The organism is Streptomyces sp. NPDC085946, from assembly GCF_044540485.1.
In the GTDB taxonomy this organism is placed as follows: Bacteria; Actinomycetota; Actinomycetes; order Streptomycetales; family Streptomycetaceae; genus Streptomyces.
Genome location: NZ_JBITSF010000024.1, coordinates 15,551 through 40,673 on the forward strand (window position 1 = coordinate 15,551; position 25,123 = coordinate 40,673).

Sequence of the window (25,123 nt, forward strand, 5' to 3'; positions counted from 1 at the left end):
CCGTACCGCGCCCGGGGCGGGTCAGCCGGGCGACGGGGCGAAGACGAAGGAGAACTCCGCCGGTTCGGCCCGCAGGACGTACTGCGGCAAGGGGCCCGGGCCGCACGACTGCGACCCGATGCCGTGCAGGCCGTGGTCCAGGTGCACCCACACCGTGTCCCCGGGCACCAGGTCGGTGCGGTGGCGGGCCGCGTCCAGCTGCTCGGTCGTCCAGCGCCGGGCGCTGAACCAGAACACCGGGTCGCCCTCGATCCGCAGCCCGCCGATCTCCACCCAGCGCACATCGGCCCGGGCGCCGTTCTCCTGGGGACGCACGTACGGCGTCTGCAGCGCGTCGACGGTGCTCTCCCAGCGGCCGAGCCGTGCCGCCGCCCTGGTGTCCGGGTAGGCCTCCCCCGGACCGCCGCCGAACCACCGCACGGCGTCGGCGGCCGGCAGCCCGAAGCGCACGCCGAGCCGGGGCAGCGGCACGGTCCAGTCGCCCTCCGGGGTCACCGACACCGTCAGCCGCAGCCGGTCCCCGTCGGAGGTCCACCGGTACACGGCCGCCAGGCCCAGCTCGGCGGCGGCGGGCGCCACCCGGGTCCGCACGGTCAGCGCGTCACCGCCCGCCGCCACGCCGTCCAGCCGGTGCCGCATCCGGTGCAGGCCCAGCGTGCGCCACAGCAGCCCGTAGCGGGTGTCCGTCTGCCACGCCGCGCCGAGGTCGTTGTCGGTCGGCGCCCGCCACACGTCCAGCCGCAGCCCGTCCACCGGGACGTCACCGATCGCCCGCAGCGCGCCCGTCCGCGCGTCGAAGACGGCCGGGCCGAGCGTGATCCGGCCCCCGTCGGACACCGGCCGGACCGGGGCGCCCACCGACGGTGCCCGCCGCTCCGCCACGGTGACCTGCCCCCACGCCACCACGTGCCCCCGCGGCGCCCAGGCGGTGCCGTCGGCCAGCAGGGCCCGCACGGTCCACTGCGCCTCGCCGCCCGGCCCGTGCGCCGGCGGCCCGGGCAGCTTCACGTCGGCCGACCCGCCCGGCCCGAGCGGCGGCACGGCCAGAGGGCCGGTCGCGACGGTCTCGCCGTCGACCTGGTACGCCCAGGTGAAGGCCAGCGCCGACAGGTCGGCGAAGTCCTGCCGGTTGGTGACGCGCACGGTGCCGGTGGTGCCGCCGGCGGGGTCGCCCTCGATCCGCACCGGCTCGATCACCTTCGCGTACTCGACGAGCCCGGGCGACGGCCGCCGGTCGGGGAACAGCAGCCCGTCGCAGACGAAGTTGCCGTCGTGCAGCTCCTCGCCGAAGTCGCCGCCGTAGGCGTAGCCGAGCTCCGGGTGCGCGATGCCGTGGTCGATCCACTCCCAGACGAACCCGCCCTGCAGCCGGTCGTACCGCTCGAACAGCTCCTGGTAGTCGGCGAGTCCGCCGGGCCCGTTGCCCATGGCGTGCCCGTACTCGCACAGGAGGAACGGCAGCGCGCGGCGCCGCCGGGTGCCGCCGTCCAGGCCCCGGCCGATCCGCTCCACCTCGGCGTGGGAGGCGTACATCCGGGAGTACACGTCGGTGTCGCGGCAGTCGGCGTCGCCCTCGTAGTGCACCGGCCGGGAGGGGTCCCGGCCGTGGATCCAGCCGGCCATCGCGGTCAGGCCGCGGCCGGTGCCGGCCTCGTTGCCGAGGGACCACAGGACCACCGACGGGTGGTTCTTGTCGCGTTCGACCATGCGGGCCGCGCGGTCCAGCAGGGCCGGGGTCCAGCGGTCGTCGTCGACCGGGTTGTCGCGCCAGCCCTGCTCGGTGAAGCCGTGGGTCTCCAGGTCGCACTCGTCGATCACCCACAGGCCGTACTCGTCGCACAGGTCGAGGAAGGCGGGGTGCGGCGGGTAGTGGGAGGTGCGGACCGCGTTGATGTGGTGCCGCTTCATCAGCAGCACGTCCTCGCGCATGGTCTCCGGGTCCAGCGCCCGGCCGTGGACGGGGTGCCACTCGTGCCGGTTGACGCCCTTGAAGAGGACCGGCCTGCCGTTGACCTTGATCAGGCCGTCCTCCAGGGCGACCGTCCGGAAGCCGATGCGCAGCGGCACCCGCTCGCCCCCGGTCGCGAGGACCCCGTCGTACAGCCGCGGCGTCTCCGCCGTCCACGGCTCGACGGCCACCGTGACCGGCTCGCCGGCGGCGACGTCGACGCCCAGCTCCGGGACGGTCACCCGGCCCCCGGCGGCGGAGTCGACGCGCAGGGTGCCCTCGCCGGTGCGGTGGTCGTAGGAGGTGTGCACGAAGAAGTCGCCGGCGCAGTCCGCCGGGCGGTGCAGCAGCGTCACGTCCCGGAAGATGCCCGGCAGCCACCACTGGTCCTGGTCCTCCAGGTAGGACCCGGCCGACCACTGGTGGACCCGCACCGCGAGCACGTTGCCGGACGGCTCCAGCAGGTGCCCGACCGCGAACTCGTGGGGCAGCCGCGAGCCCTGGAAGGTGCCGAGCTCCGTGCCGTTGAGCCAGACCCGGGCGCAGGACTCCACGCCGTCGAAGCGCAGGACGGCGTCGCCGTCGCCGGGCCAGTCCCCGGGCAGGTCGAAGACGCGCAGGTGGTCCCCGGTCGGGTTCTCCGTCGGCACGCGCGGCGGATCGACCGGGAAGGGGTAGAGGTGGTTGGTGTAGACCGGGGAGCCGAAGGCCCCGTCGCCCTGGAGGACCCAGTGGCCGGGCACGGTGACCCCGGCCCAGTCGCCGGCGTCGAAGCCGGGCTCGGCGAAGGCGTCGTCCTCGGCGTCGGCGGTCGCCGACACGCGCAGCCGCCACCGGCCGTTCAGGCTGAGGGACCGGGCGTCCGAGGACGCGTACCAGGCGCGGGGCGGCAGGGCCCCGCGGCCCGGCGAGACGTCCTCGACGTAGCCGGCCGTCGGGGGTCCCCCCGGCCGGCGCGGCGCCGAGGACTCGGGGGAGGGGGTGGGCACAGACATCGGTCTCCTAGCTCAGCCCTTGATGCCGGTCTGCGCGATCCCCTGGACCAGCCAGCGCTGCAGGAAGAGGAACACGAACACCAGGGGCAGGACGGACATGGCCGTGGCCATGAAGATCAGGTGGAAGTTGACGGTCTGGTTGGTCATGTAGGAGGAGAGCGCGACCTGGACGGTCCAGGAGCTCGGGTCCTGGCCGATGACCAGCGGCCACAGGAAGGAGTTCCAGCCGCTGATGAAGGTGATCGTGGCCATCGCCGCGAAGAAGTTCAGCGAGTTGGGGACGACGACCCGCCAGTACGCGCCCCAGTGGCCGAGCCCGTCCACGCGTGCCGCCTCCTCCAGCTCCTTGGGGAACCCCAGGAAGTACTGCCGGAACAGGAAGCAGGTGAAACCGCTGAACAGGCCCGGGACGATCAGCCCCCGGTAGGTGTCGACCCAGCCCAGCGACGACACCAGCACGAAGCTGGGCACGAAGGTGACGGCGGTCGGCACCATCAGGGTCACCAGCACGGCGTAGAAGACCTTCTGGGCGTGCCGGTAGGGGATGCGGGCGAGCCCGTACCCGGCGAGCGAGCACACCAGCAGCGTGCCGGCCGTGTGCAGGACGCCCACGACCGCCGAGTTCCCGAGCGCGCGGGCGAAGTCGACGGACGGGTCGGCGAACGGCTCGGTGACGTTGCCCCACCGGACGTCGGCGGGGAACCACTTCCAGTCCTCGCCCGTGATCTCCGCATCCGTCATCAGGGCGTTGCGCAGGATCAGGTAGAAGGGGACGAGGAAGAGCAGGGCGGCGACGCCCGTGGCGAGGTACAGCCCGGCCGGGCCGGTGCCGCCGCGCCGTCGCGCGCGCCGCGGCCCGTGCGGTGCGGGTGCCGTGGTGGTCACGTGGACGACTCACCCCTTCCGAAGCCCAGGAACCTGCCCTGGAGCAGGGTCACCACGCAGATCAGCAGCGTCAGGATCACGGCGCCCGCGCTGCCGGCGCCGTAGTCCTGGTTCTCGCCCAGGGCGATGTAGTACAGCTCCACCAGCGGCGGGCGGCCCCAGGTCGCGTTCGACAGCAGGTTGAAGAACTCGTCGAAGGCCTGGTACGCCTGCACGAGCAGCAGCAGGACCACCGCCGTGGACGTCGCGCGCAACTGGGGCAGCGTGACGTACCAGAAGGTCTGCCGGCCCGGCCCGGCCCCGTCCAGGGCGGCGGCCTCGTACAGCTCCTGCGGGATGTTCTGCAGGGCCGCCAGGAACAGGATCATGAAGAACCCGGCCTGGAGCCACAGGCGGACGGTGACGACGACCAGCCAGTACCAGGGCGGATCGGGGCTGGAGAGCCAGGCGATGTTCTCGACGCCGAACCAGCCGAGGACGGTGTTCATCAGGCCGAAGCGCACCCCGCTGAAGACGGACATCTTCCAGATGAGCGAGGCGGCGACGTAGCTCACCGCGGTCGGCAGGAAGAACACCGAGCGGAAGAACGCCCGCAGGAACCGCAGCCGGTTCACCATCAGGGCGAGGGCCAGGGAGAGCGCCCAGGTGGTGGGCACGATGAACGCGGCGAAGACGGTGAAGGTGACGAGCGAGCCGGTGAAGTCGTCGTTCGTCAGCATGTACCGGTAGTTGTCGAAGCCGACGAACTCGCTCGGCGTGACGGTGAACCGGGCGTCGAAGAAGGAGAGCCAGAGGCTCCAGCCGATCGGGACGTAGACGAAGAGGGCCAGTCCGGCGAGGAACGGGCCGGTGAAGAGCCAGAAGTTGGCGGTGGGGTTGCCCCGCAGTCCGCGCCGCGCCCGGGGCGCGGGGGCGGGTTCCGTGACACCGCTCTCGGTGAGGGTCGGCATGGCGTGGCTGCCCGTCCGGCGGCCTATCCGAACAGCTTCTCGAGTTCGCGGCCGACCTTGGCGTCGGCCTTGTCGAGCGCGGCCTCCGGGTCGCCGTCGTCACGGACGCAGTCGCCGACGACGTCCTCGACCGCGTCGAGCATGGCCTGGGTGAAGCCGATCCGGTCGAAGTGGCCGTACTCGGTGAAGAGCCGGACGCCCTCGGCGGGCAGGCCCGACTTCAGCTTGCCGGCGGACTCGGCGATCGAGGTGCGCGGCGGGATGTGGAAGCCGTAGGACAGGGCCCAGTCCTCCTGGTACTCCTTCTGGTCGATCCACAGCCACTTCACGTACTCCTTGGCCGCCTCGACGTTCCTGCCCTTGGCGTTGACGAACATCGACCAGCCGCCGTTGTAGACGGACGGCTTGCCGGCGTCCGTGACCTTCGGGAAGGGGAAGACGCCGAGGTCGTCGCCGAGCGCCTGCTGCATCGCGGGCATGGCCCACATGCCGCACCACTGGACGGCGGTCAGGCCCTGGTTGATCGCCGACGGGTCCCAGAAGTCGGTGGGCGCGCCGAGGAGCAGGTCGCCGCTGGTGAACAGCTTGCGCAGCTTGACCAGGCCCTCCTTGACGCCGTCCGTGTGGTACGCGATCTCGTTGTCGTCGGTGAGGGTGTCGGCGCCGGCCGCCCAGATCAGCGGGCGCACGACCGGGTCCAGTTCGTTGCCGAGGAAGAGGCCCTTGACCTTGCCGGTGGTGAGTTCGGCCGCGGCCGCGATCAGCTCGTCGAGCGTGGTCGGGACGTCGATCCCGGCCTTGTCGAACATCGACCTGCGGTAGAAGAAGAACTGCGGGTCGTCGATCATGCGGACGCCGTAGATCTTCCCGTCGACGGTGTGCGAGGCGATGTCGGCCCGGTTGAAGTCGTCCTCGACCGGCTCGACGATGTCGGTCAGGTCCGCCACCTGGCCGCTGCGGACGAGCTGGATCTGCGGGTGGAACTCGAACAGGTCGGGGGCGTTGTCCGTCAGCAGCGCGGAGAACAGTTTGCTCTCGAAGTTCTCGCCGGTGATCCACTGCGTGCTGACCCGGGCGTCCCGGTAGGCCTTCGCGTACCGCTTGACGGCCTGCTCGGTCCCCGCCTCGCCGTACGCGTGGAAGTACTGCACCAGGTTCTTCCCCGCGCCGGACCCGCCGCCGCGCCCGTTGTTGCCGCCGCACGCGGCGAGTCCGCCGGCGGCGGCCAGGCCCGTGGCGGCCCGCAGTACGGATCGGCGGTCCCAGGTGCTGTTGCTCCATGCCGGCATGCTGACGTCCTTGTCTCGAGTGCGGCTGCGGTTCCGTGGCGTGGCGCCAGGTGGCTCGAAGGGACTTGCGGTGCCGGACGTTAACCTTCGGAAAATCCTTCGGCAAGGGGTTGGACGAAGTCGGTCCGAAGTGTTGTCGGCGGTTCGCGATGTCGAACGCGCGGTGCGGGAGCGGGAGTTGGGGGACGCCGCCGCGGGCCCCGGCAGCCGGCGCCGCGCCGGGTCGCCGGTGCCCGGGGTGCCGGGCGTGAGCCCCGGACGTCAGCGGCGCGCGCCCGGTCCGCGCACCCCTTCCGCCGTCACGAGGACGGTGCGGTACGGCTCCCGGCGGGGGTGGCGCGCCGGGCGGTGCCCCGCTGCCCGACGGACCGGAGCGCGCCTTCCAGCGCGAACGTCGCCGCGCCCAGGCAGACCGGGTCGGTGGGGATCGGGGAGAGGACGATCTCGGTCGCGGCCAGCGGCCGGCGCAGCGCGTGCCGGGCGACGGCCTCGCGCACCTCCTCCAGCAGCGGTTCGCCGAGCGTCGCCGCGACCCAGCTGCTGAGCACGACCACTTCGGGGTTGAAGAGGTTCACCAGGTCGGCGATGCCGGCGCCGAGGTAGCGGGCGGTGTCCCGGACGACCTGCACCGCCACCGGGTCGTGCGCGGCGACCCCGCGGGCGAGGGCGTCGATGGTGGCCGTCTGGTCCTCGGGGTGCAGCAGCGAGCTGCCCGGGCTCAGCTCCCGCAGGTTCAGCATGATCCCGGGCGCCCCGACGTACGTCTCCACGCAGCCGTGGTTGCCGCAGTGGCACAGGCGCCCGTCCAGCACCAGCGTGGTGTGGCCCCACTCGCCGGCGCTGTTGCTGACGCCCCGGTGCAGCCCGCCGCCCAGGATCAGCCCGGCGCCCACGCCGGTGCCGAGGTTGACCACCACGGCGTCCCCGCGTCCGCGCGCGGCCCCGCGCCACAGCTCGGCCACCGCACAGGCGCGCAGCGGATTGTCGAGGTACAGGGGGTGGCCGAGGTGCTCGGCCAGCAGGTCGAGCAGCGGCACGTCGTGCCAGTCCCAGTTCGGCGCGTACGCGGAGACGCCCGTGGCGCGGTCCACCTGGCCCGGCACGCTCACCCCGACGCCCAGCACCCGGGCGCCCTCCACGCCGGCCCGCTCCACCACCGCGCCGACGGCCGCGGCCACGTGGCCGACCACCTGCTCGGGCCGGCTCTCCCCGGGGCGCACGTCCTCCCCGGCGCGGGCCAGCACGTTCAGCGCGAGGTCGAACAGCTCGACCCGGACGTACGTCTCGGCGATGTCGACGCCGATCAGCGCGCCGCCCGGGGCGTTCACCGCCACCAGGCCCCGGGGGCGGCCGCCGGCCGAGTCCTCGAACCCGACCTCCGTGATCATGCGGAGGTCGAGCAGCTCGCCCACCAGGGTGGCGACGGTGGCGAGGCTGAGGCCGGTGGCGGCCGCCAGCTCCTGCCGGGACGTGGGCGACGCGGCGATGATCTGGCGCAGCACCTCGTAGCGGTTCGCGGTACGGATGTCACGTGACGTGCGCTTCACCGGAGTGCCCCCGATCCCCATCCCAGCCGGGCCGGGGTCGACGTCGGCACCGGCGCGGCGCAAGGCTACGGGCTCCCCGGATCTTTGTCCAAGGGGTTCGGAAAGGGGGTGTACGAAGGGTCGGCACCAGGTTCGGGGTCCCCGGCCGGGCCGGTCGCCCGCGGCTCCCGGCCGGCCGGGGCGAACAGCGGCGCGGCGCCGCTCAGGTCGAGCAGTCGCACGACCGCGGGCGCGGCGGCGTGGACCGTCACCGTCTTGCCCTGGCGGAGGGCGTCCTGGCGCAGGTCGAGCAGGAGGTTGAGACCGGAGCAGTCGCAGAACCCGACCCCGCTCAGGTCGAGATCGACCCCGCTGCCCGACCGGGCCACGGCGTCGGCCAGCTTCCCCCGCAGCCGCCGGGCCGTCCCCCAGTCGAGCTCGCCCCGCACGGACACGCGCGTGCGGTCGCCGTGCGGCACCGCCTCGGCCGCGGCCGGGCAGGCGGGGGCGGGTGCCGGCGCCCCCGCGCTCCGTGCGCGCTCGACGTGCCGCCCGGTGGGGATCCGCGCGGAGTGCGCCGTCTCCAGCATGACGTTCTTCTCCTCGGTGCGATGGCACGCCTCCGCCACCAGCGTCGCCCTCCCCTCCCACATACGTCAACCAATACATGAAATGTAATACGTGTTTTTGGTTGCGCGAATGCCGGGTCGATAGACTGGGGGCATGGATGGAGTGCCCGAGCCACACACCGGATGGACCTTCCTGACCAATCACGCGCGGGTGCTGGCGGCCATCGCCGACAACCACAACGCCCGCATCCGGGACATCGCGGCCCACTGCCGGCTCACCGAACGCGCCGTCCAGAAGATCATCACCGACCTGGAGCGCGACGGTTACCTCTCCCACACCCGGGAGGGCCGCACCAACACCTACCGGATCGACCCCAGCAAGGTGCTGCGCCACCCGGCCGAGGCCGGACTGACCGTGGCGTCGCTGCTCTCCCTGCTGGTCCAGGACGAGGTCCACCGGGTGGTGGTCCCGGACGACCTCGGCCGCCCGCACGCCACGGCCTGACCGCCGGCGGGTCCCCGGGACCCGCCGGCCGCGCCTCACCCCGCCAGCAGGTCCCGCACGAACGCGTTGACGAACTTCCCCCGCGGGTCGAGCTCCTTCGCCAGCTGCCGGAAGTCGTCCAGCCGCGGGTACCGCTCGCGCACCCGCGCCGCCGGCACGGTGAACACCTTCCCCCAGTGCGGCCGCCCGCCGAACGGCTCCAGCGCCTCCTCCAGCCGCCGCACGACCGGCAGCACCGCCTCGGTGTCCTCGACCCACGTGAAGTGCAGCGCCACGCTGTCGCGCCCGTGGGACGGGCTCAGCCACTGCTCGTCGGCGGCCACGGTCCGCACCTCGCAGGTCTGCAGGACGCTCGCGACGGTCTCCCGGACGCCGTCGACCGCGCGCAGGGCGTCGACGGCGTCCTCGCGCGGCAGCAGGTACTCCGACTGCAGCTCCGCCCCGCTGCTCGGGGTGAACTCCGCCCGGAAGTGCGGCAGCCGCTCGTGCCACGGACCCGGCACGCCGGACTGCTCGGTGCAGTTGACCGCGGGCATGCCCGGCACCGGGTGCATCTTCCCGGTGGCGGGGGAGGCCCACGGGAACTCCGGCAGCGGCTGGTCGGTGCGCCGCTTGACCCACACCTGCCGGAAGCCCGGCGCCCGCCAGTCGGTGAACAGGCTCACGCTGTAGGCGGCCGACATCACCGTGTCGAAGGCGGCCGGGTCCAGGCCCGTGAGCGGCAGTTCGGTGAACACGTACTGCTCGACCTCGAAGGCCGGCTCCAGGTCCAGCGTCAGCGCGGTGACCACGCCCAGCGCGCCCAGGGCCGTCACGGCCCCGCCGAAGCGGGCGTCGCCCCGGCCTATCGTCACCGTCGAGCCGTCCGCCGTGACGAGCTCCACCTCGCGCACGGCCGACGCCAGCGGGCCGTTGCCGACGCCCGAGCCGTGCGTGCCGGTCGCGACCGACCCGGCCACCGAGATGTGCGGCAGGGACGCCATGTTCGGCAGCGCGAGACCGTGCGCGTGCACCCGGCGGGCCAGCTCCGCGTACCGCACGCCGCCGCCGACCCGGACCGTGCGGGCCGCCGGGTCGACGTCGACCACGGCCGGCAGGTCGGCCAGCGACAGCAGGACGCCCTCGCTGCCCGGGTCGGCGATCTCGTTGAAGGAATGGCCGCTGCCCAGCACCCGCACCCGCGCGCTGTCCGCCACCAGCGTCCGCAGCGCGTCCAGGGAGCGGGGGCGGTGCAGCTCCTTGGCGGTGTAGGTGATGTTGCCGGCCCAATTGGTCACGGTCTCGGTCATCCGTCGTCCTTCCCGAGGCGTCGGTCGCGCCGGGGACCGAGGGGCCGGTCCCCGAGGGACCGGTGAGTCCCCGCCGGAACCTACCGTGCCGTGTCGCGCGTTGCTCCGGCCGCCCGGCGGCCCCTACCGTGGACAGCCCGTAGACAGCGCTTTCACCGTCGCCCGTCCCGCGGGTCGCCGAGCCGGAAGGCCCCCTCCCTTGACCGAGCGTCCCCAGGCACTCTTCGCCATGACCGCCGCGCACGTGCCCCGGCTCTTCCCGCCCGAGGTGCTGGCGCGGCTGCGGGAGTCGGTGCGGATCGACCCCGCGCAGGTCGCGGAGGACTTCCGCGACCCGCGGATCACCGGGACGCTGGCCCGCGCCGAGATCCTGGTCACCGGATGGGGCTGCCCGCGCCTGGACGCGGCGGCCCTCGACGCGGCGCCCCGGCTGCGCGCGGTGCTGCACGCGGCCGGCTCCGTCAAGGGCTTCGCCACCCCCGAGGTGTGGCGGCGCGGGATCGTGGTGTCCTCGGCGGCCGCCGCCAACGCGCTGCCCGTCGCCGAGTACACCCTCGCCATGATCCTGCTCGCCGGCAAGGGCGTGCTCGCCGCCCGCGAACGGCTGCGCGCCGAGCGCCCCTCCGCCGGGTGGGGGATCGTCCCCGGCATCGGCAACAACGGCCGCCGGGTCGGCGTCGTCGGCGCCTCGCGCATCGGCCGCCGCGTCCTGGAGCTGCTGCGCCCCTTCGACCTGCGGCCCGCCCTCACCGACCCGTACGTCGACCGGGCGCAGGCCGCCGCCCTCGGAGTGCCCCTGCTGCCGCTGGACGAACTGCTGCGCACCTGCGACATCGTCACCCTCCACGCCCCCGCGACCGACGAGACCCGCCGTCTGATCGGCCGCCGCGAGCTGTCCCTGATGCCCGACGGGGCGGTGCTGATCAACACCGCGCGCGGCGCGCTCGTCGACCACGACGCCCTCGTCCGCGAACTGCGCACCGGCCGGCTCGGCGCGGTCCTCGACGTCACCGACCCCGAGCCGCTGCCCGCCGACTCCCCGCTGTACGACCTGCCGAACGCCTTCGTCACCCCGCACCTGGCCGGCTCCCAGGGCAACGAACTCGCCCGCCTCGGCCGCACCGCGGCGGAGGAGGCCGCGCGGCTGCTGAGGGGGGAGGAGATGGAACACGCGGTGGATCCGGCGGTGCTGGAACGGACGGCGTGACGGGGACGGGGGCGGGCCGGCCCGGGGCCGGCGGCGGCCGACGGGGGCCCCGGTACACACCCCGCACACGCGGGGGCATACCGTGAGGAGTCGTACGTCCGCACCGGGAGGAGAGACGGGATGGGCAGCCGAACCGCGCTGGTCGAGGATCTGATGGAGCGGTTCCCGCACGTGCCGCGGGAAGCCGTCTTCAAGGAGGACCTCCTCCGCGGAGGCGTGGCCTTCGACCCGTCCGCCCTGAGCGACAACGAGGGCGGCGAGGTCAAGCCGAAGTCGTACTTCATCTTCTCGTTCGACCACGGCACCCTGCCCGAGCTGGGCGAAGCCGCCCTGCGCCGCCCGCCCGAGGAGATCATCCTCACCGGCGGCCCGTACGACCTGCGCCGCACGGTCGTCTCCGTCCGCGTGAACCCGTCCTCGCCCTACCGCGTCGCCGCGAACGAGGACGGCGTGCTCGGCCTCTACCTCGACGGCAGGCGCATCGCCGACGTCGGCGTCCCGCCGATGCCCGAGTACTACCGGCACACCCTGTCCAACGGGAAGTCGGTCATGGAGGTCGCCCCGACCATCCAGTGGGGCTACCTGATCTACCTGACCGTCTTCCGGGTCTGCCAGTACTTCGGCGCCAAGGAGGAGTGCCAGTACTGCGACATCAACCACAACTGGCGCCAGCACAAGGCCGCCGGCCGCCCGTACACGGGCGTGAAGGACGTCGAGGAGGTCCTCGAGGCGCTGGAGATCATCGACCGGTACGACACGGCGAAGGCGTCCACCGCGTACACCCTCACCGGCGGCGCCATCACCAGGACGGTCGCGGGCCGCGACGAGGCCGACTTCTACGGCCACTACGCCAAGGCCATCGAGGAGCGCTTCCCCGGCCGCTGGATCGGCAAGGTCGTCGCCCAGGCCCTGCCCCGGGACGACGTGCAGCGCTTCAAGGACTACGGCGTGCAGATCTACCACCCCAACTACGAGGTGTGGGACCGCCGCCTGTTCGAGCTGTACTGCCCGGGCAAGGAGCGCTACGTCGGCCGCGACGAGTGGCACAGGCGGATCCTGGACTCGGCGGAGGTCTTCGGCGCGCGCAACGTCATCCCCAACTTCGTCGCGGGCGTCGAGATGGCCGAGCCCTTCGGCTTCACCACCGTCGACGAGGCCATCGCCTCCACCACCGAGGGCCTGCGCTTCTTCATGTCGCACGGCATCACGCCCCGCTTCACCACCTGGTGCCCCGAGCCCACCACCCCGCTCGGCAAGGCCAACCCGCAGGGCGCGCCGCTGGAGTACCACATCCGCCTGCTGGAGGCCTACCGCGCCACCATGGACGACTTCGGCCTGTCCTCGCCCCCCGGCTACGGCCCGCCCGGTCCCGGCCGGGCGGTGTTCTCGGTCAGCTCGTTCATGGACAGCCTGCCCGCGGAGGAGCCGGCCGAGGTGTGAACCCCGGGGGGTGTGCGGACCGCCGCACACCCCCCGGTCGGATGTGAACACCTCGCTTGTCAGTCGTGCCGAGGACGTGAAAAGCTCCCCTCCTGCCGCGAGGTTCCCTGCAACTCCGATGCCCTTAGGGTGAGTTGACCTCGCTCGTGGATGCAGGAGACCCATGCCCGACCTGCCGACCCCTCAGGACGCCACCGAGGCCGCGCTGTTCTCCGAGTGCTGGGACGCGGTGCTGTCCTACGCCGACCTGTGCACGGCCGGCTCCAGCGCCGCCGCCGAGCTGGCCCGGGAGGCGTTCGCACACGGCATACGCGAGGTCCGCGAGGCCGAGTCCGGCACGGTGCGCGGCGCCGCCCGCCGCGCGGCCCGGCTGCCCCGGATCCCGCAGCTGCTCACCGCCGTCCGCACCACCGCGGCGGCCTGGGAGGACCGGGGCCGGGGCCACCGCCTCGACCCCGACCTGCGCCTGTGGCTCCACTCCGACAAGGCCGCGCGCTACGGCGGACCGCCCCTGCGGCGCCCGCTCGCCCTGCGCGCGCTGCGCGACCTGCAGCGGCCGGACGCCGAACTGCTCTGGCTCGCCGAGGTGGAGGCCCTGCCGCTGCCGCTGGTGGCCCGCCGGCTCGGCCTCGACCCCGCCACCGCGGCGGACGAACTCACCCAGGTGCGCGGCCTGTTCCGGGACCGCTGCCGCCGCGGCCACCTCGACGCCCCGGTGGACGGGCCGTGCCGCGGCTACGCCCGGCTGCTCGACGCCGTCACCCGCTCGCCCGCCGGCGACACCCCCGACGACCTCTCCCGGCACCTCGCCACCTGCGTGCCCTGCGCCGAGGCCGCCGCCTGCCTGGGGCTGCACGGCGGCGGACTGTCCGGCGCGCTGGCCGGCGGGGTGCTCGGCTGGGGCGGCCCGGCCTACCTGGAGCGCCGCCGCCGCGCCGCCGAGGTGCGCCTGGGCCCGGGACGCCCGGACCCGTCGGACACCGACACCGCGGACCCGGGGGAGCACAAGGCACGCGTCGCCCGCAACGGCCTGCTCGTCGCCGCCGTCCTGGTCTCCCTGCTCGCGCTGGCCGTCTCGATGATGCCCTTCGGCGGCGCCGACGGTCCCGGCGCCCGCGCCGACGGGGGCCGTCAGCCGGTGGCCGACCCCGGCCCGTCCCTGCCGCCCGCCGCCTCGCCCGCGGCGTCCTCGCCGTCCTCGGCGTCCTCGCGGGAGCGGGGCGCCTCCGGGGCGCCCGGCGCCCCGTCCCGCGCCGGCACACCGGGGCCCTCCGACCGCGCCCCGCGGCCCACCGCGGAGCGCACCGGCCCCGACCCCGCCCCGCAGGGCACGCCCTCCGCGACGGCCGGGCGGACGACCGCCGCGCCCCGCCGAGCGGCCTGCCGGGTCGCCTACGACCTCGTCAACCAGTGGCCCGACGGCTTCCAGGCCACCGTCACCGTCACCACCGCCGCACCCCTCGACACCTGGCGCGTCGCCTGGTCGTTCCGGGACGGCCAGCGGGTCGGCCAGATGTGGGACGCCACCGCCGCCCAGCACGGCGGCCGCGTCACCGCCCACGCCGCCCCGTACAACGCGGCCGTCCCCGCCGGCGGCAAGGTCGCCTTCGGCTTCCTCGCCTCCTGGCGCGGCACCAACTCCCCGCCGTACGACTTCACGCTCAACGGCCGGCCCTGCGTGCCGGCCTGATCCGGCGGCGCGGAAAACCCGTTGACGGGCCCGCGCGCCGGCGGGCTAGAGTTGCGGCGCATCACACGGTGGCGAAGCGCCGCCGTGCCGGACCACGAGTGCTTCGAGGAGGTGCCGACCGATGGCTGTCCCTGTGATGAACGCTGCCCGCGTCCCGTACTCCATCCCGTCCACCTCCGTGGCCGCCGGCTGACACCCACTTCCTCTCCCGCGTGCGTACGCGGGTCGCCGGGGCCGCCCCTGTGAAGGGTCACCCTTGACTTCCACCCCTGCTTTTCCCGCGCTGGCTCCCTACGGCTGGGACGACGCCTGGGCCGACGCGTTCGCCCCGTACCACGCCGAGGGGCTGCTGCCCGGCCGCGTCGTCCGGGTCGACCGCGGCCAGTGCGACGTCGTCACCGCCAAGGGAACCGTGCGGGCCGACACCGCGTTCGTCACCCCGCACGACCCCCTGCGCGTGGTGTGCACCGGCGACTGGGTCGCCGTCGAACCCGGCGGCAACCCGCGCTACGTACGGACGTACCTGCCGCGCCGTACCGCCTTCGTGCGCTCCACCTCCTCCCAGCGGTCCGAGGGGCAGGTCCTCGCCGCCAACGTCGACCACGCCGTCGTCGCCGTGTCGCTCGCCGTCGAGCTCGACCTCGGCCGCATCGAACGGTTCCTCGCGCTGGCCTGGGAGTCCGGGGCCCAGCCGGTCGTCGTGCTCACCAAGGCCGACCTCGTGCCGGACGCGGTGACCCGGGCGCACCTCGTCCAGGACGTCGAGACCAGCGCGCCGGGCGTGCCGGTGCTGACCGTCAGCGCCGTCGACGGCGACGGACTGGAGGTGCTGGCGGCGATCGTCTCCGGCGGTACGGCGGTCTTGCTCGGGCAGTCCGGCGCGGGCAAGTCCACCCTCGCCAACGCGCTGCTCGGCGAGGGCGTCATGGACGTCCGCGCCACCCGGGACGTCGACGGCAAGGGCCGCCACACCACGACCACCCGCAACCTCCTCGCCCTGCCCGGCGGGGGCGTGCTCATCGACACCCCCGGCCTGCGCGGCGTCGGACTGTGGGACGCCGGCGACGGCGTCGGCCAGGTCTTCGCCGAGATCGAGGAACTGGCCCGGCGGTGCCGCTTCCACGACTGCGCGCACGACTCCGAACCGGGGTGCGCGGTCCACGCCGCCATCGACGCCGGCGACCTGCCGCCGCGGCGGCTGGAGAGCTACCGCAAGCTGCTCCGGGAGAACCAGCGCATCGTCGCCAGGACGGACGCGCGGCTGCGGGCGGAGATCCGCAAGGACTGGAAGCGCAAGGGCGCCGAGGGGAGGGCGGCGCTGGAGGCCAAGCGCGGACGCTGGAGCTGACGGCGACTCCCGGAGGGGAGTTGGCAGGACCCCTCCGCCGACGGGCGACGGAGGGGCCCCGCCTGCGGGGTGCCGGAGTCGGGGTGGGTCTTGCTGGTGGGGCGCTGAAGAGTCGGTGGCGGGGCCTGCTGATGGGGTCGCTGAAGTCGGCGGCGGTTCCTGCCGGTAGGAGTGCTGAAGTCGGCGGTGGGTCCTGCTGGTGGGGGCCGCTGGAGCTGACGGCGGATTCCCCCGACGAGGGCCACCGGAGTTGACGACGAACCCTGCCGGCGGGACTGCCCCCACGGGCGGCGGCTCCCCGTCGGCGGGGGGGGGGGCGCCAGGCCCGGCGACCCCTGCCGACGAGGCCGCTGGAGGCGGCGGCCCATCGAGGTGCGGCGGCCCTGCTGACACGGTCCTTCGGGGCCCGGCAGCGCCGCCGACACGGTCCCCGGAACCCGGCGGGAACTCCTGCCCACGGAGGCTGCCGGGGCCTGGCGGCGGCTCCCGCTGACGTGGGCTGCCGGGACCTGGTGGCGGCTTCCGCTGGCGTGGGCTGCCCGGGTCTGGCGGCGGTTCCCGCTGACGTGGGCCGTCGGGGCCCGGCGGCTCCCGGCCATGCGGGCCGCCGGACTCGGCCGCGGCACCGCCGACGCCGGACGCCCCGGAGCCACCGAGGCACCGAACCACCGAGGCACCGAGCCACCTCCATGTCCGATTCCCGCTGGCCCGGTCCGCGCGGGACGGCGGAGACTGGGCGGGTGAGTGGAGGAGTGCGGGACGCGGACGCCAGGTACGAAGCCGTGCGCAGCAGGGACGGCCGTTTCGACGGCGCGTTCGTCTTCGCCGTCACCACGACCGGCATCTACTGCCGTCCCAGCTGCCCCGCGGTCACCCCCAAACGCGCGCACGTGCGCTTCTACGCCACGGCCGCCGCCGCGCAGGCCGGCGGCTTCCGCGCCTGCCGGCGGTGCCGCCCGGACGCCGCCCCCGGCTCCGCCGAGTGGAACGTCCGCGCGGACGTCGTGGGCCGCGCCATGCGCCTGATCGCCGACGGGGTGGTCGACCGGGAGGGCGTCGGCGGCCTCGCCGCCCGGCTCGGCTACAGCGCCCGCCAGGTGCAGCGCCAGCTCACCGCCGAACTCGGCGCCGGACCCGTGGCCCTGGCCCGGGCGCAGCGGGCGCACACCGCCCGCGTCCTGCTGCAGACCACCGCGCTGCCTATCACCGAGATCGCGTTCGCGTCCGGGTTCGCCAGCGTGCGGCAGTTCAACGACACGATCCGCGCGGTGTACGCGGCGACCCCGAGCGCGCTGCGCGCGGCCGCCCCGCAGGCCGGCCGGGCGGCCCGCCGGGAGCCCGCGCCGACGGCCGGGATACCGCTGCGGCTCGCCCACCGCGGCCCCTACCAGGCCCGCCACGTCTTCGACCTGCTGGAGAGCGAGGCCGTACCGGGTGTCGAGGACGTCAGCGGCCCCCGGGGCGCGCGCACGTACCGCCGCACGCTGCGCCTGCCGTACGGCACCGGCATCGCCGCCGTCGACGAGCGGTCCCGCGCCCCGAGACCCGGCTCCGCCGCCCACCCGGGCGGCTGGCTCGACGCCCGCCTCCACCTCACCGACCCGCGCGACCTGACCACCGCCGTGCAGCGGCTGCGGCGGCTGTTCGACCTCGACGCCGACCCGTACGCCGTCGACGAGCGGCTCGGCGCCGACCCGCGGCTCGCCCCGCTGGTCGCCGCGCGGCCCGGACTGCGGTCGCCGGGCGCCGCCGACCCGCAGGAGTGGGCCCTGCGGGCGCTGACCGGCCGCGCGCGGGCCGAACGGCTGGTTCAGCGGTACGGCAAGGCCCTCGACGCCCCCTGCGGCAGCCTCACCCACCTGTTCCCCGAACCCGCCGTCCTCGCCGAGGCCGAGCCCGGCGGCACCCTGGGCGCGCTCGCCGCCGCCCTCGCCGACGGCGCCGTACGCCTGGACCCGGGCGCCGACCGCGACGAGGCGCAGGACGCGCTGCTCGCCGTGCCCGGCCTGGACGCCCGGACCGCCGCCGCGATCCGCGCCCGCGCGCTCGGCGACCCGGACGCGGCGCCGCCCGGCGACGGCGTGCCCGACGCCTGGCGCCCCTGGCGCTCGTACGCCCTGCACCACCTGCGGGTGGCCGGGCTCCGCCCGGCGGACCCCGGACGTCCCGCCGCGGTCCGGTGGGACCGGGAACCGGTCAGCCCCAGAACACCGCGCCCAGCCACGCTCCCATGATCAGCAGGCAGGCGAACAGCTCCGCCAGCACACTGGAGCCGCCCGTGCGCATCGTCGTGCGCAGCGAGCCCGCCGCGGCGTCGTGGCTGCCCAGGCGGAGCCGTTCGGCCAGGTAGACGCCCGCCAGGAAACCGGGGATCGCACCGGCCACCGGCAGCAGGAAGAACCCGAGGAACGCGCCCGCGCCCCCGTACGCCATCGTGCGGCGGGTCGCGTCCGTCGCCCGCGGCCGCCGGGACGGCAGCGCCCAGCGCACCGCCTGGGAGAGCAGCATCACGACGGTGGCGCCCACGAGCACCCACCACGTGACCGGCCGCGGGTCCTCCAGCGCCCACCACAGGACCGCCGCCCACACCAGCCACGACCCGGGCACCCCGGGCAGCAGTACTCCGCACAGTCCGAGCAGCATGACCAGCCCGACCAGCAGGAGGTCCGACGCTCCCATCCATCCAGGGTGCCGGAGCCCGCCGCGCCCCGCAGACCAGCCGTGCGGCGCCGGGTCAGCCCTGCCGGTCCCGGGCCACCCAGCCCCGCTCGTACGCCGCCCAGCCCAGCTGCAACCGGGTCGTCACGCCCGCCAGCTCCATCAGGCGCTTCACCCGGCGCTGCACGGTCCGCAGCCCGAGGTCCAGCTGCTTGGCCACGCTCGCGTCGGTCAGCCCGGCCAGCAGCAGGGACAGCACCTCCAGATCGGTGCCGTCGGGGCCGTCCGGGCCCTGCCCGTGCTCGGTGACGCCGGACGGCCCGAGCCGCAGCGGCAGCGCCGCCCGCCACACCGACTCGAACAGGCCGCACAGCAGTTCCAGCAGGCCGTGGGCGGGTCCCTCCCGCTCCCGCGGAGCCGGCAGGGCGGGGGAGTGCACCACGAGGGCGGCGGGCTCCGCGGTGTAGGAGGCCAGCGGCACCAGGGCGACGGCCCGGTCGGCCACCACCAGTTTCGTCGGGACCTCCTCCACCACCCGCACCCGCTCGTCCCGGCCCAGCGCGGCCGTCAGCTCGGTGGTCCCGCCCGGCAGGTCCAGCACCGCCCGTTCGACCACCACCCGGTAGCGGACCCCGCGGCCGGCCGCCTGCTCCTCCGCGTGGTTCTCCACGCCGGTCACGGCGACCGGACGGCCGGTGACCAGCGCGCACACCTCCTCGGTCGCCCCGAGCTGCAACTGCAGGAACCGCTGCGACACCGCGGCCGCCCCGGTCACCACCTCCACCAGGTCGTGCACGGCCGGCTCGGCGGACGCCGCCCGGTACTCCTCGGCCAGCAGCGCGGCCGCCAGCTCCGCCTTCTCCAGCTCGTGCCGCCGCTGGGTGAGCAGCGCGCCCAGCGCCACGCCCGGCGGCGCGGCGACCCAGCGGTCCGGCCGCGCCGGGGACCGGGCGGCCAGGCCCCGGTCCGCCAGACGGCGCAGGGCGCGTTCCGTGTCGTGCTCGCCGAGCGCCAGCCGGCGCGCGAGACCGGGCACGTCGGCGGCGCCCCCGGTCACCAGCGCCCGGTAGGCCGCCTCGTGCGCCTCGTCCAGACCCAGCACTCCCAGCAACGCCCCGCCCCTCCACGACGATTCGGCCCCGCGGGCCCGGCCGTGGCGGAAACCTGCCACGGCGCGAACCCGCCTCGGATCATCATCGCCGGAGCCCCCGGCGCTCTGCCAGGGTGTGATCATCTCGGCGCGCGCCGGACGTGCCCCGGGCTTCACGACGTGCCGTGCACGCAGGGGAAGCGGGCCCGGGTCACCCGTCGCCGGGCGGTTCTCCCGTGGGGGGTGGGACCGCCCGGCGACGCCCCTCGTGCGCCCGTTCCACGGCTCACTCGACACGCCGTCCGGCGTGCGCGGGCGCGCCGGTTTTTCCCGATGCACCGTTTTCATCCGGCCCGCGCGGTGGACAATTGGCACCATGAGCGAGCAGGGGGGAAGGCCCACCGGTCACGAGGACGACTGGTGGGGGGAGTTGTACGACGCCACCGGCGACACGGGCCCCGCGCCCGGGGCCGATTCCCTGGACGACCGCTTCGCCTCGGCGGCCGGGGTCAGCGGCGGCCCCGGACCCGCCCCCGGGCCCGCCCCCGGACCCGCCCCCGCGGCGGCGGTCCCGCCACCCCGCTCCGCCGCCGACGCCCCGGACCTTGCCGGCCCTCCACCACGACACGCCCCGGGGGAACCCCCGCCCACCCGGGCGGAGGCGCCTTCGGGTCCCGCGCTCCCGGGGTCCGGGCCGCCTCCCCCGGGGCCGTCGCCCTCGGGGCCCGGGCAGGCAGTTCCGGGAGCTGAGCCTCCGGGGCCCGGTCGGCCGCCTTCGGGACCGGTGCCGCCGGGAAGCGGGCCGTCACCCACGGGACCGACGCCCCCGGGTCCCGGGCACGCGCCGTCCGGACCGGTGCCGCCGGGAAGCGGGCCGTCGCCCACGGGACCGACGCCCCCCGTCCCGGGACACCCGTCCTCCGCGCCGACGCCCCCGGGGCAGTGCCCGCCGGGGGGCGAGCCGCCGGCGTGGCCCCCGGCCGGCCACGCCGGGCGGCCGCCCCGGGACCGTACGGCCCCGGCGACCGGACGCCCCGCGGTCCCGGAGCCTCCCGCGCCCGCGGCGGCCGCCCCCCTGACCCCGGCTCACCTCCCGCCGCCCCCGCTGCCGCCCGCGTTCCCTCCCCGGGAGACGGGCGAGGGCCACCCCGGCCCGCCGGCCACGGCGGCCCCGTCCGGCCCGGCGGGCGACGGCCCCGCGGGCCCGCCGCCGACCGCCCCGCCCCACCGCGACGACGCCGGAGACGCGCCGCGGGGCCGCCGGGCCGGACCCGGTTCCCCGCCCCGCTCCTACGTGGGCTCCCGCCCGCCGACCTACGACGCCGAACCCACCGCGCTCCCGCTCGCCGACCCCGACGACCTCGACGACCTCGTGCCGGACACCGTCCTCGACGGCGCCCGGTACGGCACGTGCACGCTGCGCACCGCCTCCGTGCGGGGCGACTCCGCGCGCTACCGCGGGGAACCCCGCCGCGACGCGCTGCTCACCGCCCGCTTCGGCACGGGCGAACAGGCGCTGGTGCTGGTCGCGTTGGCCACCGGCGCCCGGACCGCACCGGGGGCGCACCGCGCGGCGGCCGAGGCCTGCCACTGGATCGGCCGGGCGGTGGGCCGCAGCCACGCCCGGCTCGTGGCGGACATAAGGGCGGCCCGGCGCGGCGACCTGAAGTCCGGCCTGCACCGCCTGACCGGCCGCAGCCTCGGCAGACTCCGCGCCGGCGCCGCCGAACGGAGCCCGCGCCCGGAGGAGTACGCGGCCACCCTGCGCTGCCTCCTGCTGCCCGCCGACCCCGAGTGCCGCACGCGCGTCTTCTTCGGCGTCGGCGCGGGCGGGCTGTTCCGGCTGCGGGACGGCCGGTGGCAGGACATCGAGCCGAAGGTCACCGACGTCACCGGCGAGCCCGTCGTCGGCTACGGCTCACCGCCCGCCGAGACCCCCGAGGGCGACCGGCTCACCATGGACCTCGGCATCGCCACACCCCCGAACCCCTACGAGCCGGCCCCCGGACCGTCCCCCTCCGAACCCTTCCGCTTCCGCACCTCCGTCGCCCGCCCCGGGGACACGCTGCTCATGTGCAGCGCCGGACTGGCCGAGCCGCTGCGGGGCGAGGCGGACCTCCGCGCGTACCTGGCCGACCGGTGGTCCGGCCCCGAACCGCCCGGCCTCGCCGGGTTCCTCGCCGACGCCCAGGTGCGGGTCAAGGGCTACGCGGACGACCGTACGGCCGCCGCCGTGTGGGAGGCCTGACGCCCGGTCGGCCCTGACGGCGGGTCAGCCGGCGTCGGCCACCCAGCGGCGCCCGGAGGTGTCGTACGTGTAGGCGGGCAGCCCCTCGACGGCGCTGGTGCGGAACGGGCGTCCCCGGTCGTCGATGCGGACGGTGCCGGAACGGTCCTGGGAGGACCAGTCCAGCTCCAGGTACCAGCGGCAGTCGCAGCCCCCGGTGCGGGCGGTGACCCGCAGCACCTCCGGCTCCCGGGCGGACACCCGGTAGGGCAGGCGCACGGCCGGGATCGGCGTACCGGCGTCGTTCCCGGCGACCGAGCGGGCGAGGGGCCGGTCCTTGTCCAGGTCCACCGCGAAGTGGCGCGGGGTGAGGGCGCCGCCGCAGCCCTGGTCCATGGCGTAGGCGCTGCCTTCGGCCGGGGCGGTCCGCCCGACCACGCGCACGCGCAGCGCCCGCAGGACGACGGCCGTCTCGCCCCGCCCCTGCACGGAGATCTCCACGAGCGTCTCGCCCCCGTGGACGGCGTTCTGGGCAGCCGCCCAGGTCCGGGCGTCCTGCGGGGCGGGCGGCGGAGGCACGCGGGCGGGCGGCCCGGCGATGACGTAGTCGTGCCCGCAGCCCTGCTCCCAGGCGTGCGAGTCGGCGGTCCAGGCGAGGGGGACGGCGGGCGCCTCCTGCCCGGAGCCACGGGAGCCGTCGGCGTCACCGGGCCCGCCGGTGTTCCCGGTGGGGGCGGCGGACGCCGCCGGGGACGTCCGCCCGGATCCGCCGGAGGGTGCCGTACGGGCCGGGCCGGTCGGGTCGGCCGGGGACGCGGAAGCCGTGCTGCCGGGCGGCGGTCCGCCCGCCGCCGCGGTCGTCCCCGGCGACGGGCCGGCGGCACCGGCGTGCCCGGCGGCGGGCCGGCCGTCCGGCAGCGCGGCGAGACTGCCCAGGGTGGCGACCAGCGCGCAGACGGCGGCCACGGCGACCGCGACGCGCCCGCGGCGGAGCCGGGGGCGGGGGAGCACCGGTCCGCCGGACGCGACGGCACCGGACGCGATCCGCACGGCGGCCGGTTCGCACCCCGCGGCCGCCGACGCGTCCGGCGCGCCCGCGCCCTCCGCGACGGCGTCCGCCTCGCCCACCCGACCTGCGGCGCCGCCCGGCCCGCTCGACCGGTCGGTGGCCCCCGGGTGGGTCGCGCCGCCCGGTTCCTCCGTCGGGTCGGTGGTGTCGTCCGGCCCCGTCGGGCCGGACGCCGGTGCCGCGGGGGCGTCCGCGTCACCGCGCCGGACGGCAGCCGTGGCCGGCGCCTCCTCCGGCCCCGTGGCGGCAGCGCCCCGCGGGCGCTGCCGCGCGGCCACCGCCCGGAGCCAGCGGCGGTGCAGTTCCAGGCGCTCCTGCGGAGACGCCCCGCACAGCGCGGCGAAGCGCTCCACGGGGGCGAAGTCGAGGGGGACCGTGTCCCCGGCGCAGTAGCGGTGCAGCGTGGAGGTGTTCATGGCCAGGCGGCGGGCCAGCGCGCCGTAACTGCGGTCCGTGCGCCCCTTGAACTCCCGCAGCAGTGCCGCGAACTCCCCGACCTCGTCGTGCACCGGCATCCTCGCCCCCGTTTCCGTCCCTGTCCCAAGCCGCGACGCCATCCCAGGCACCCCTGTATCCGCACGTCAAAGGGGCTGGGACGGTTCCACCGTCGCGGACCGCGCGCCGGCTGTTGCGCCCGCCCGGCGGAACCGCCGATGCTCTCGGTGTCGCACCGACGACCGCACGGACCGAGCGGCCCCGCGGCGCGGTGATCGCGACGCATCCACCGAACCACGTACTTCCTACGGGGGGACACCCATGTCCATGCGCATCCGAGCGGGCGCGTCCACCGCACTCGTCATCACCGCCCTGACCGCCGGTACGGCGCTCACCGTACCGGCCCAGGCCGCGCCGAAGGGCGTCGCACCGGCGTTCCTGTCGGCCGGCGACCTCCCGCCGCACCCGTCCTCCGCCTGGACGGCGGGCAAGGTCACCGACGGCTTCCCCGAGCGGCTCGCGTACTGCCTGGGCGAGGGGCTGCCCGCCTACGACTACCGGCACCGGGAGTTCCGCACCGACCTGGACACCGGCGCCGTGCAGGTCACCGTCGTCACCGGCTCCACCGCCAAGGCCGGGGCCCTGGCCGCGCGCCTGAACCACGAGATCCGCACCTGCGCCGCGCGCCTGGAGGCGTCCGACCCGGACGTCGAGGCCACCGGCAAGGACTACGGCACGCTGCCGGTCGAGGAGGGCGCCCGGGTGCACGGACTGCACACCGCCTCCTCCTGGGGCGCCACCGACATCCACCTGCTGTCCGTGGGCCGGGACGGGAAGACCGTCACCGTCGTGGAGTGGGGGCAGATGGGCGACTTCGGCGACGCCCCGGTGAAGGCCTTCAAGAAGACCACGACCACCGCCGTGAACAAGCTCCACTGACCGCCCGGACGCCGCGGCCGCCCGCCCGCCACGGGGGCCGGGAGGGCGGCCCCGCGGCGGCCGCGGGGGACCGGACCTGCCGGGCGCGACCGTCGGAGTTCGGCCAACTTCGCCGGCCCGCCGCGGACCGGCACCGGCGGCCCGGCCTCCCCCCGGATCCCGCCGGGCGGGCGGTCGGCACGCGGTGGCCGGTCCGATGCGCCGCGGTCCGGTTCCGGCCGGACGGGGAGGTGACGGGAGTGCGGGACCGGCGGACCCGCTCGGCGCGCCCGGGCCCGCCGCCGTCCCCGGCAGCGGGCGCACCGGCCCGTCCGGGCCGCCCGGGCGGCCCGGAACATGCCCGCGTCCCGGTCCCCGGCGCCGTACGCGTGGCCGAACACCCGGTCGTCGGGGATGCGGCATGACTGCCCCCTGCCCGACCGGGCAAGGATCCCCGTGAACGTGTTCGAGCAGGAGGGGAACCGACATCGGCGCGCGGGCGGGGGTCATGAAGAGGCAGGCACGAGGAGGCGGTCCCATCGCGATCGGGGGCTCCTCGGCGGAGACGGCGGAGGACAGGACCGACGGCGACGGGGATCGGGTGCCGGCGCCGCAGCTGAGGCGCCGGCTGGGACGGGCGGACCTGCGCGCGGTCCCCGAGACCCGCAGGGCGCTGCGCGAACTGCTCAGGCACTGGGGGAAGCCGGGACGGTCGGAGATAGCGGAACTGCTCACCAGCGAACTCGTCACCAACGCGCTCGTCCACACCGACGACGACGCGGTCCTCACGGCCACCGTCGGACCCGGCGGACTGCGGGTGGAGGTACGGGACTTCGTGGCCCGCAGGCCCCGGGTGTGCGCGCAGAGCGCCGACGACGGCACGCACGGCAGGGGCATGGTGCTGGTGCAGTCCCTCGCGGACGCCTGGGGCATCCGGGCGCACGGGGTCGGCAAGGCCGTCTGGTTCGAGCTCGGCGCGGGGGCGGGGGGGGCGGCATAGACTCATTGGCCGAAGAACCCGCAAACCGCGCCCGCCCGGGCGCACCGGCCTGGCGCGACTGGGGGCCGCGCGAGGGTGGCTCGCC

19 protein-coding genes are annotated in these 25,123 nt (G+C 75.7%); 9 read left to right on the forward strand and 10 right to left on the reverse strand.

Features of this window, described 5'->3' with window-relative positions; translation table 11 throughout:
- Positions 1-21: 21 nt before the first annotated feature.
- From ACIF8T_RS33185 to ACIF8T_RS33210, 6 genes are all read right to left on the reverse strand, one after another.
- Positions 22-2,943: a glycoside hydrolase family 2 TIM barrel-domain containing protein gene (locus ACIF8T_RS33185; RefSeq protein ID WP_400040233.1), complete on the reverse strand. Its 2,922-nt coding sequence runs from the start codon at positions 2,941-2,943 to the stop codon at positions 22-24.
- Between the two features lie 12 nt (positions 2,944-2,955).
- Positions 2,956-3,828, reverse strand: a complete 873-nt coding sequence (locus ACIF8T_RS33190; protein ID WP_400040235.1) for a carbohydrate ABC transporter permease — start codon at positions 3,826-3,828, stop codon at positions 2,956-2,958.
- Complete coding sequence (locus tag ACIF8T_RS33195; RefSeq protein WP_400040237.1) at positions 3,825-4,778, reverse strand: carbohydrate ABC transporter permease; 954 nt, start codon at positions 4,776-4,778, stop codon at positions 3,825-3,827. Before ACIF8T_RS33195 ends, ACIF8T_RS33190 begins: the two co-directional genes overlap by 4 nt.
- Before the next feature lie 23 nt (positions 4,779-4,801).
- The gene (locus tag ACIF8T_RS33200) at positions 4,802-6,067 is read right to left on the reverse strand and encodes an ABC transporter substrate-binding protein (RefSeq protein ID WP_400040239.1); all 1,266 of its coding nucleotides are present in this window, start codon (positions 6,065-6,067) and stop codon (positions 4,802-4,804) included.
- 299 nt (positions 6,068-6,366) lie between these two features.
- Positions 6,367-7,614: an ROK family transcriptional regulator gene (locus ACIF8T_RS33205; protein WP_400040241.1), complete on the reverse strand. Its 1,248-nt coding sequence runs from the start codon at positions 7,612-7,614 to the stop codon at positions 6,367-6,369.
- A 65-nt stretch (positions 7,615-7,679) separates the two neighbouring features.
- On the reverse strand, positions 7,680-8,246 hold the full coding sequence (locus ACIF8T_RS33210) for an STAS domain-containing protein (RefSeq protein ID WP_400040243.1): 567 nt from the start codon (positions 8,244-8,246) through the stop codon (positions 7,680-7,682).
- A gap of 70 nt (positions 8,247-8,316) precedes the next feature.
- Between ACIF8T_RS33210 and ACIF8T_RS33215 the strand changes: the two genes are divergently transcribed.
- Positions 8,317-8,667: a helix-turn-helix transcriptional regulator gene (locus tag ACIF8T_RS33215; RefSeq protein WP_400040244.1), complete on the forward strand. Its 351-nt coding sequence runs from the start codon at positions 8,317-8,319 to the stop codon at positions 8,665-8,667.
- A gap of 35 nt (positions 8,668-8,702) precedes the next feature.
- On the opposite strand, the gene ACIF8T_RS33220 is transcribed toward ACIF8T_RS33215, so the two are convergent.
- A complete protein-coding gene (locus ACIF8T_RS33220; RefSeq protein WP_400040246.1) occupies positions 8,703-9,956 on the reverse strand; it encodes a D-arabinono-1,4-lactone oxidase in 1,254 nt (417 codons plus the stop codon).
- Between the two features lie 199 nt (positions 9,957-10,155).
- Here ACIF8T_RS33220 and ACIF8T_RS33225 point away from each other — a divergent pair, with 199 nt between their 5' ends.
- From ACIF8T_RS33225 to ACIF8T_RS33245, 5 genes are all read left to right on the forward strand, one after another.
- Positions 10,156-11,163: a hydroxyacid dehydrogenase gene (locus ACIF8T_RS33225; RefSeq protein ID WP_400040248.1), complete on the forward strand. Its 1,008-nt coding sequence runs from the start codon at positions 10,156-10,158 to the stop codon at positions 11,161-11,163.
- A gap of 120 nt (positions 11,164-11,283) precedes the next feature.
- Complete coding sequence (locus tag ACIF8T_RS33230; RefSeq protein ID WP_400040250.1) at positions 11,284-12,603, forward strand: radical SAM protein; 1,320 nt, start codon at positions 11,284-11,286, stop codon at positions 12,601-12,603.
- Between the two features lie 163 nt (positions 12,604-12,766).
- Complete coding sequence (locus ACIF8T_RS33235) at positions 12,767-14,293, forward strand: cellulose binding domain-containing protein (RefSeq protein WP_400040252.1); 1,527 nt, start codon at positions 12,767-12,769, stop codon at positions 14,291-14,293.
- 256 nt (positions 14,294-14,549) lie between these two features.
- Entirely contained in the window at positions 14,550-15,641 is a 1,092-nt protein-coding gene (gene rsgA, locus ACIF8T_RS33240; protein ID WP_400040254.1) for a ribosome small subunit-dependent GTPase A, read from the forward strand.
- Between the two features lie 689 nt (positions 15,642-16,330).
- Complete coding sequence (locus tag ACIF8T_RS33245; protein WP_400040256.1) at positions 16,331-17,875, forward strand: AlkA N-terminal domain-containing protein; 1,545 nt, start codon at positions 16,331-16,333, stop codon at positions 17,873-17,875.
- Here the strand turns inward: ACIF8T_RS33245 and ACIF8T_RS33250 are convergent.
- Together ACIF8T_RS33250 and ACIF8T_RS33255 are read right to left on the reverse strand one after the other, a co-directional pair.
- Entirely contained in the window at positions 17,838-18,320 is a 483-nt protein-coding gene (locus tag ACIF8T_RS33250) for a DUF456 domain-containing protein (RefSeq protein ID WP_400040258.1), read from the reverse strand. The two genes, ACIF8T_RS33245 and ACIF8T_RS33250, sit on opposite strands and share 38 nt — an antisense overlap.
- A 55-nt stretch (positions 18,321-18,375) precedes the next feature.
- The gene (locus ACIF8T_RS33255; protein WP_400040259.1) at positions 18,376-19,410 is read right to left on the reverse strand and encodes a helix-turn-helix domain-containing protein; all 1,035 of its coding nucleotides are present in this window, start codon (positions 19,408-19,410) and stop codon (positions 18,376-18,378) included.
- 1,273 nt (positions 19,411-20,683) lie between these two features.
- On the opposite strand from ACIF8T_RS33255, the gene ACIF8T_RS33260 reads away from it, so the two are divergent.
- Positions 20,684-21,637 carry a protein phosphatase 2C domain-containing protein gene (locus tag ACIF8T_RS33260; RefSeq protein WP_400040261.1) on the forward strand — a complete coding sequence of 318 codons (954 nt, stop codon included), beginning with the start codon at positions 20,684-20,686 and terminating at the stop codon, positions 21,635-21,637.
- Between the two features lie 24 nt (positions 21,638-21,661).
- Here the strand turns inward: ACIF8T_RS33260 and ACIF8T_RS33265 are convergent, their stop codons facing one another.
- Positions 21,662-23,200 (reverse strand): helix-turn-helix domain-containing protein, encoded by a 1,539-nt coding sequence (locus ACIF8T_RS33265; RefSeq protein WP_400040263.1) that lies wholly within the window; start codon positions 23,198-23,200, stop codon positions 21,662-21,664.
- 241 nt (positions 23,201-23,441) lie between these two features.
- Between ACIF8T_RS33265 and ACIF8T_RS33270 the strand changes: the two genes are divergently transcribed.
- On the forward strand, positions 23,442-24,059 hold the full coding sequence (locus ACIF8T_RS33270) for a hypothetical protein (protein WP_400040264.1): 618 nt from the start codon (positions 23,442-23,444) through the stop codon (positions 24,057-24,059).
- A 487-nt stretch (positions 24,060-24,546) separates the two neighbouring features.
- Positions 24,547-25,038 carry an ATP-binding protein gene (locus ACIF8T_RS33275; RefSeq protein ID WP_400040266.1) on the forward strand — a complete coding sequence of 164 codons (492 nt, stop codon included), beginning with the start codon at positions 24,547-24,549 and terminating at the stop codon, positions 25,036-25,038.
- Positions 25,039-25,123 lie beyond the last annotated feature (85 nt).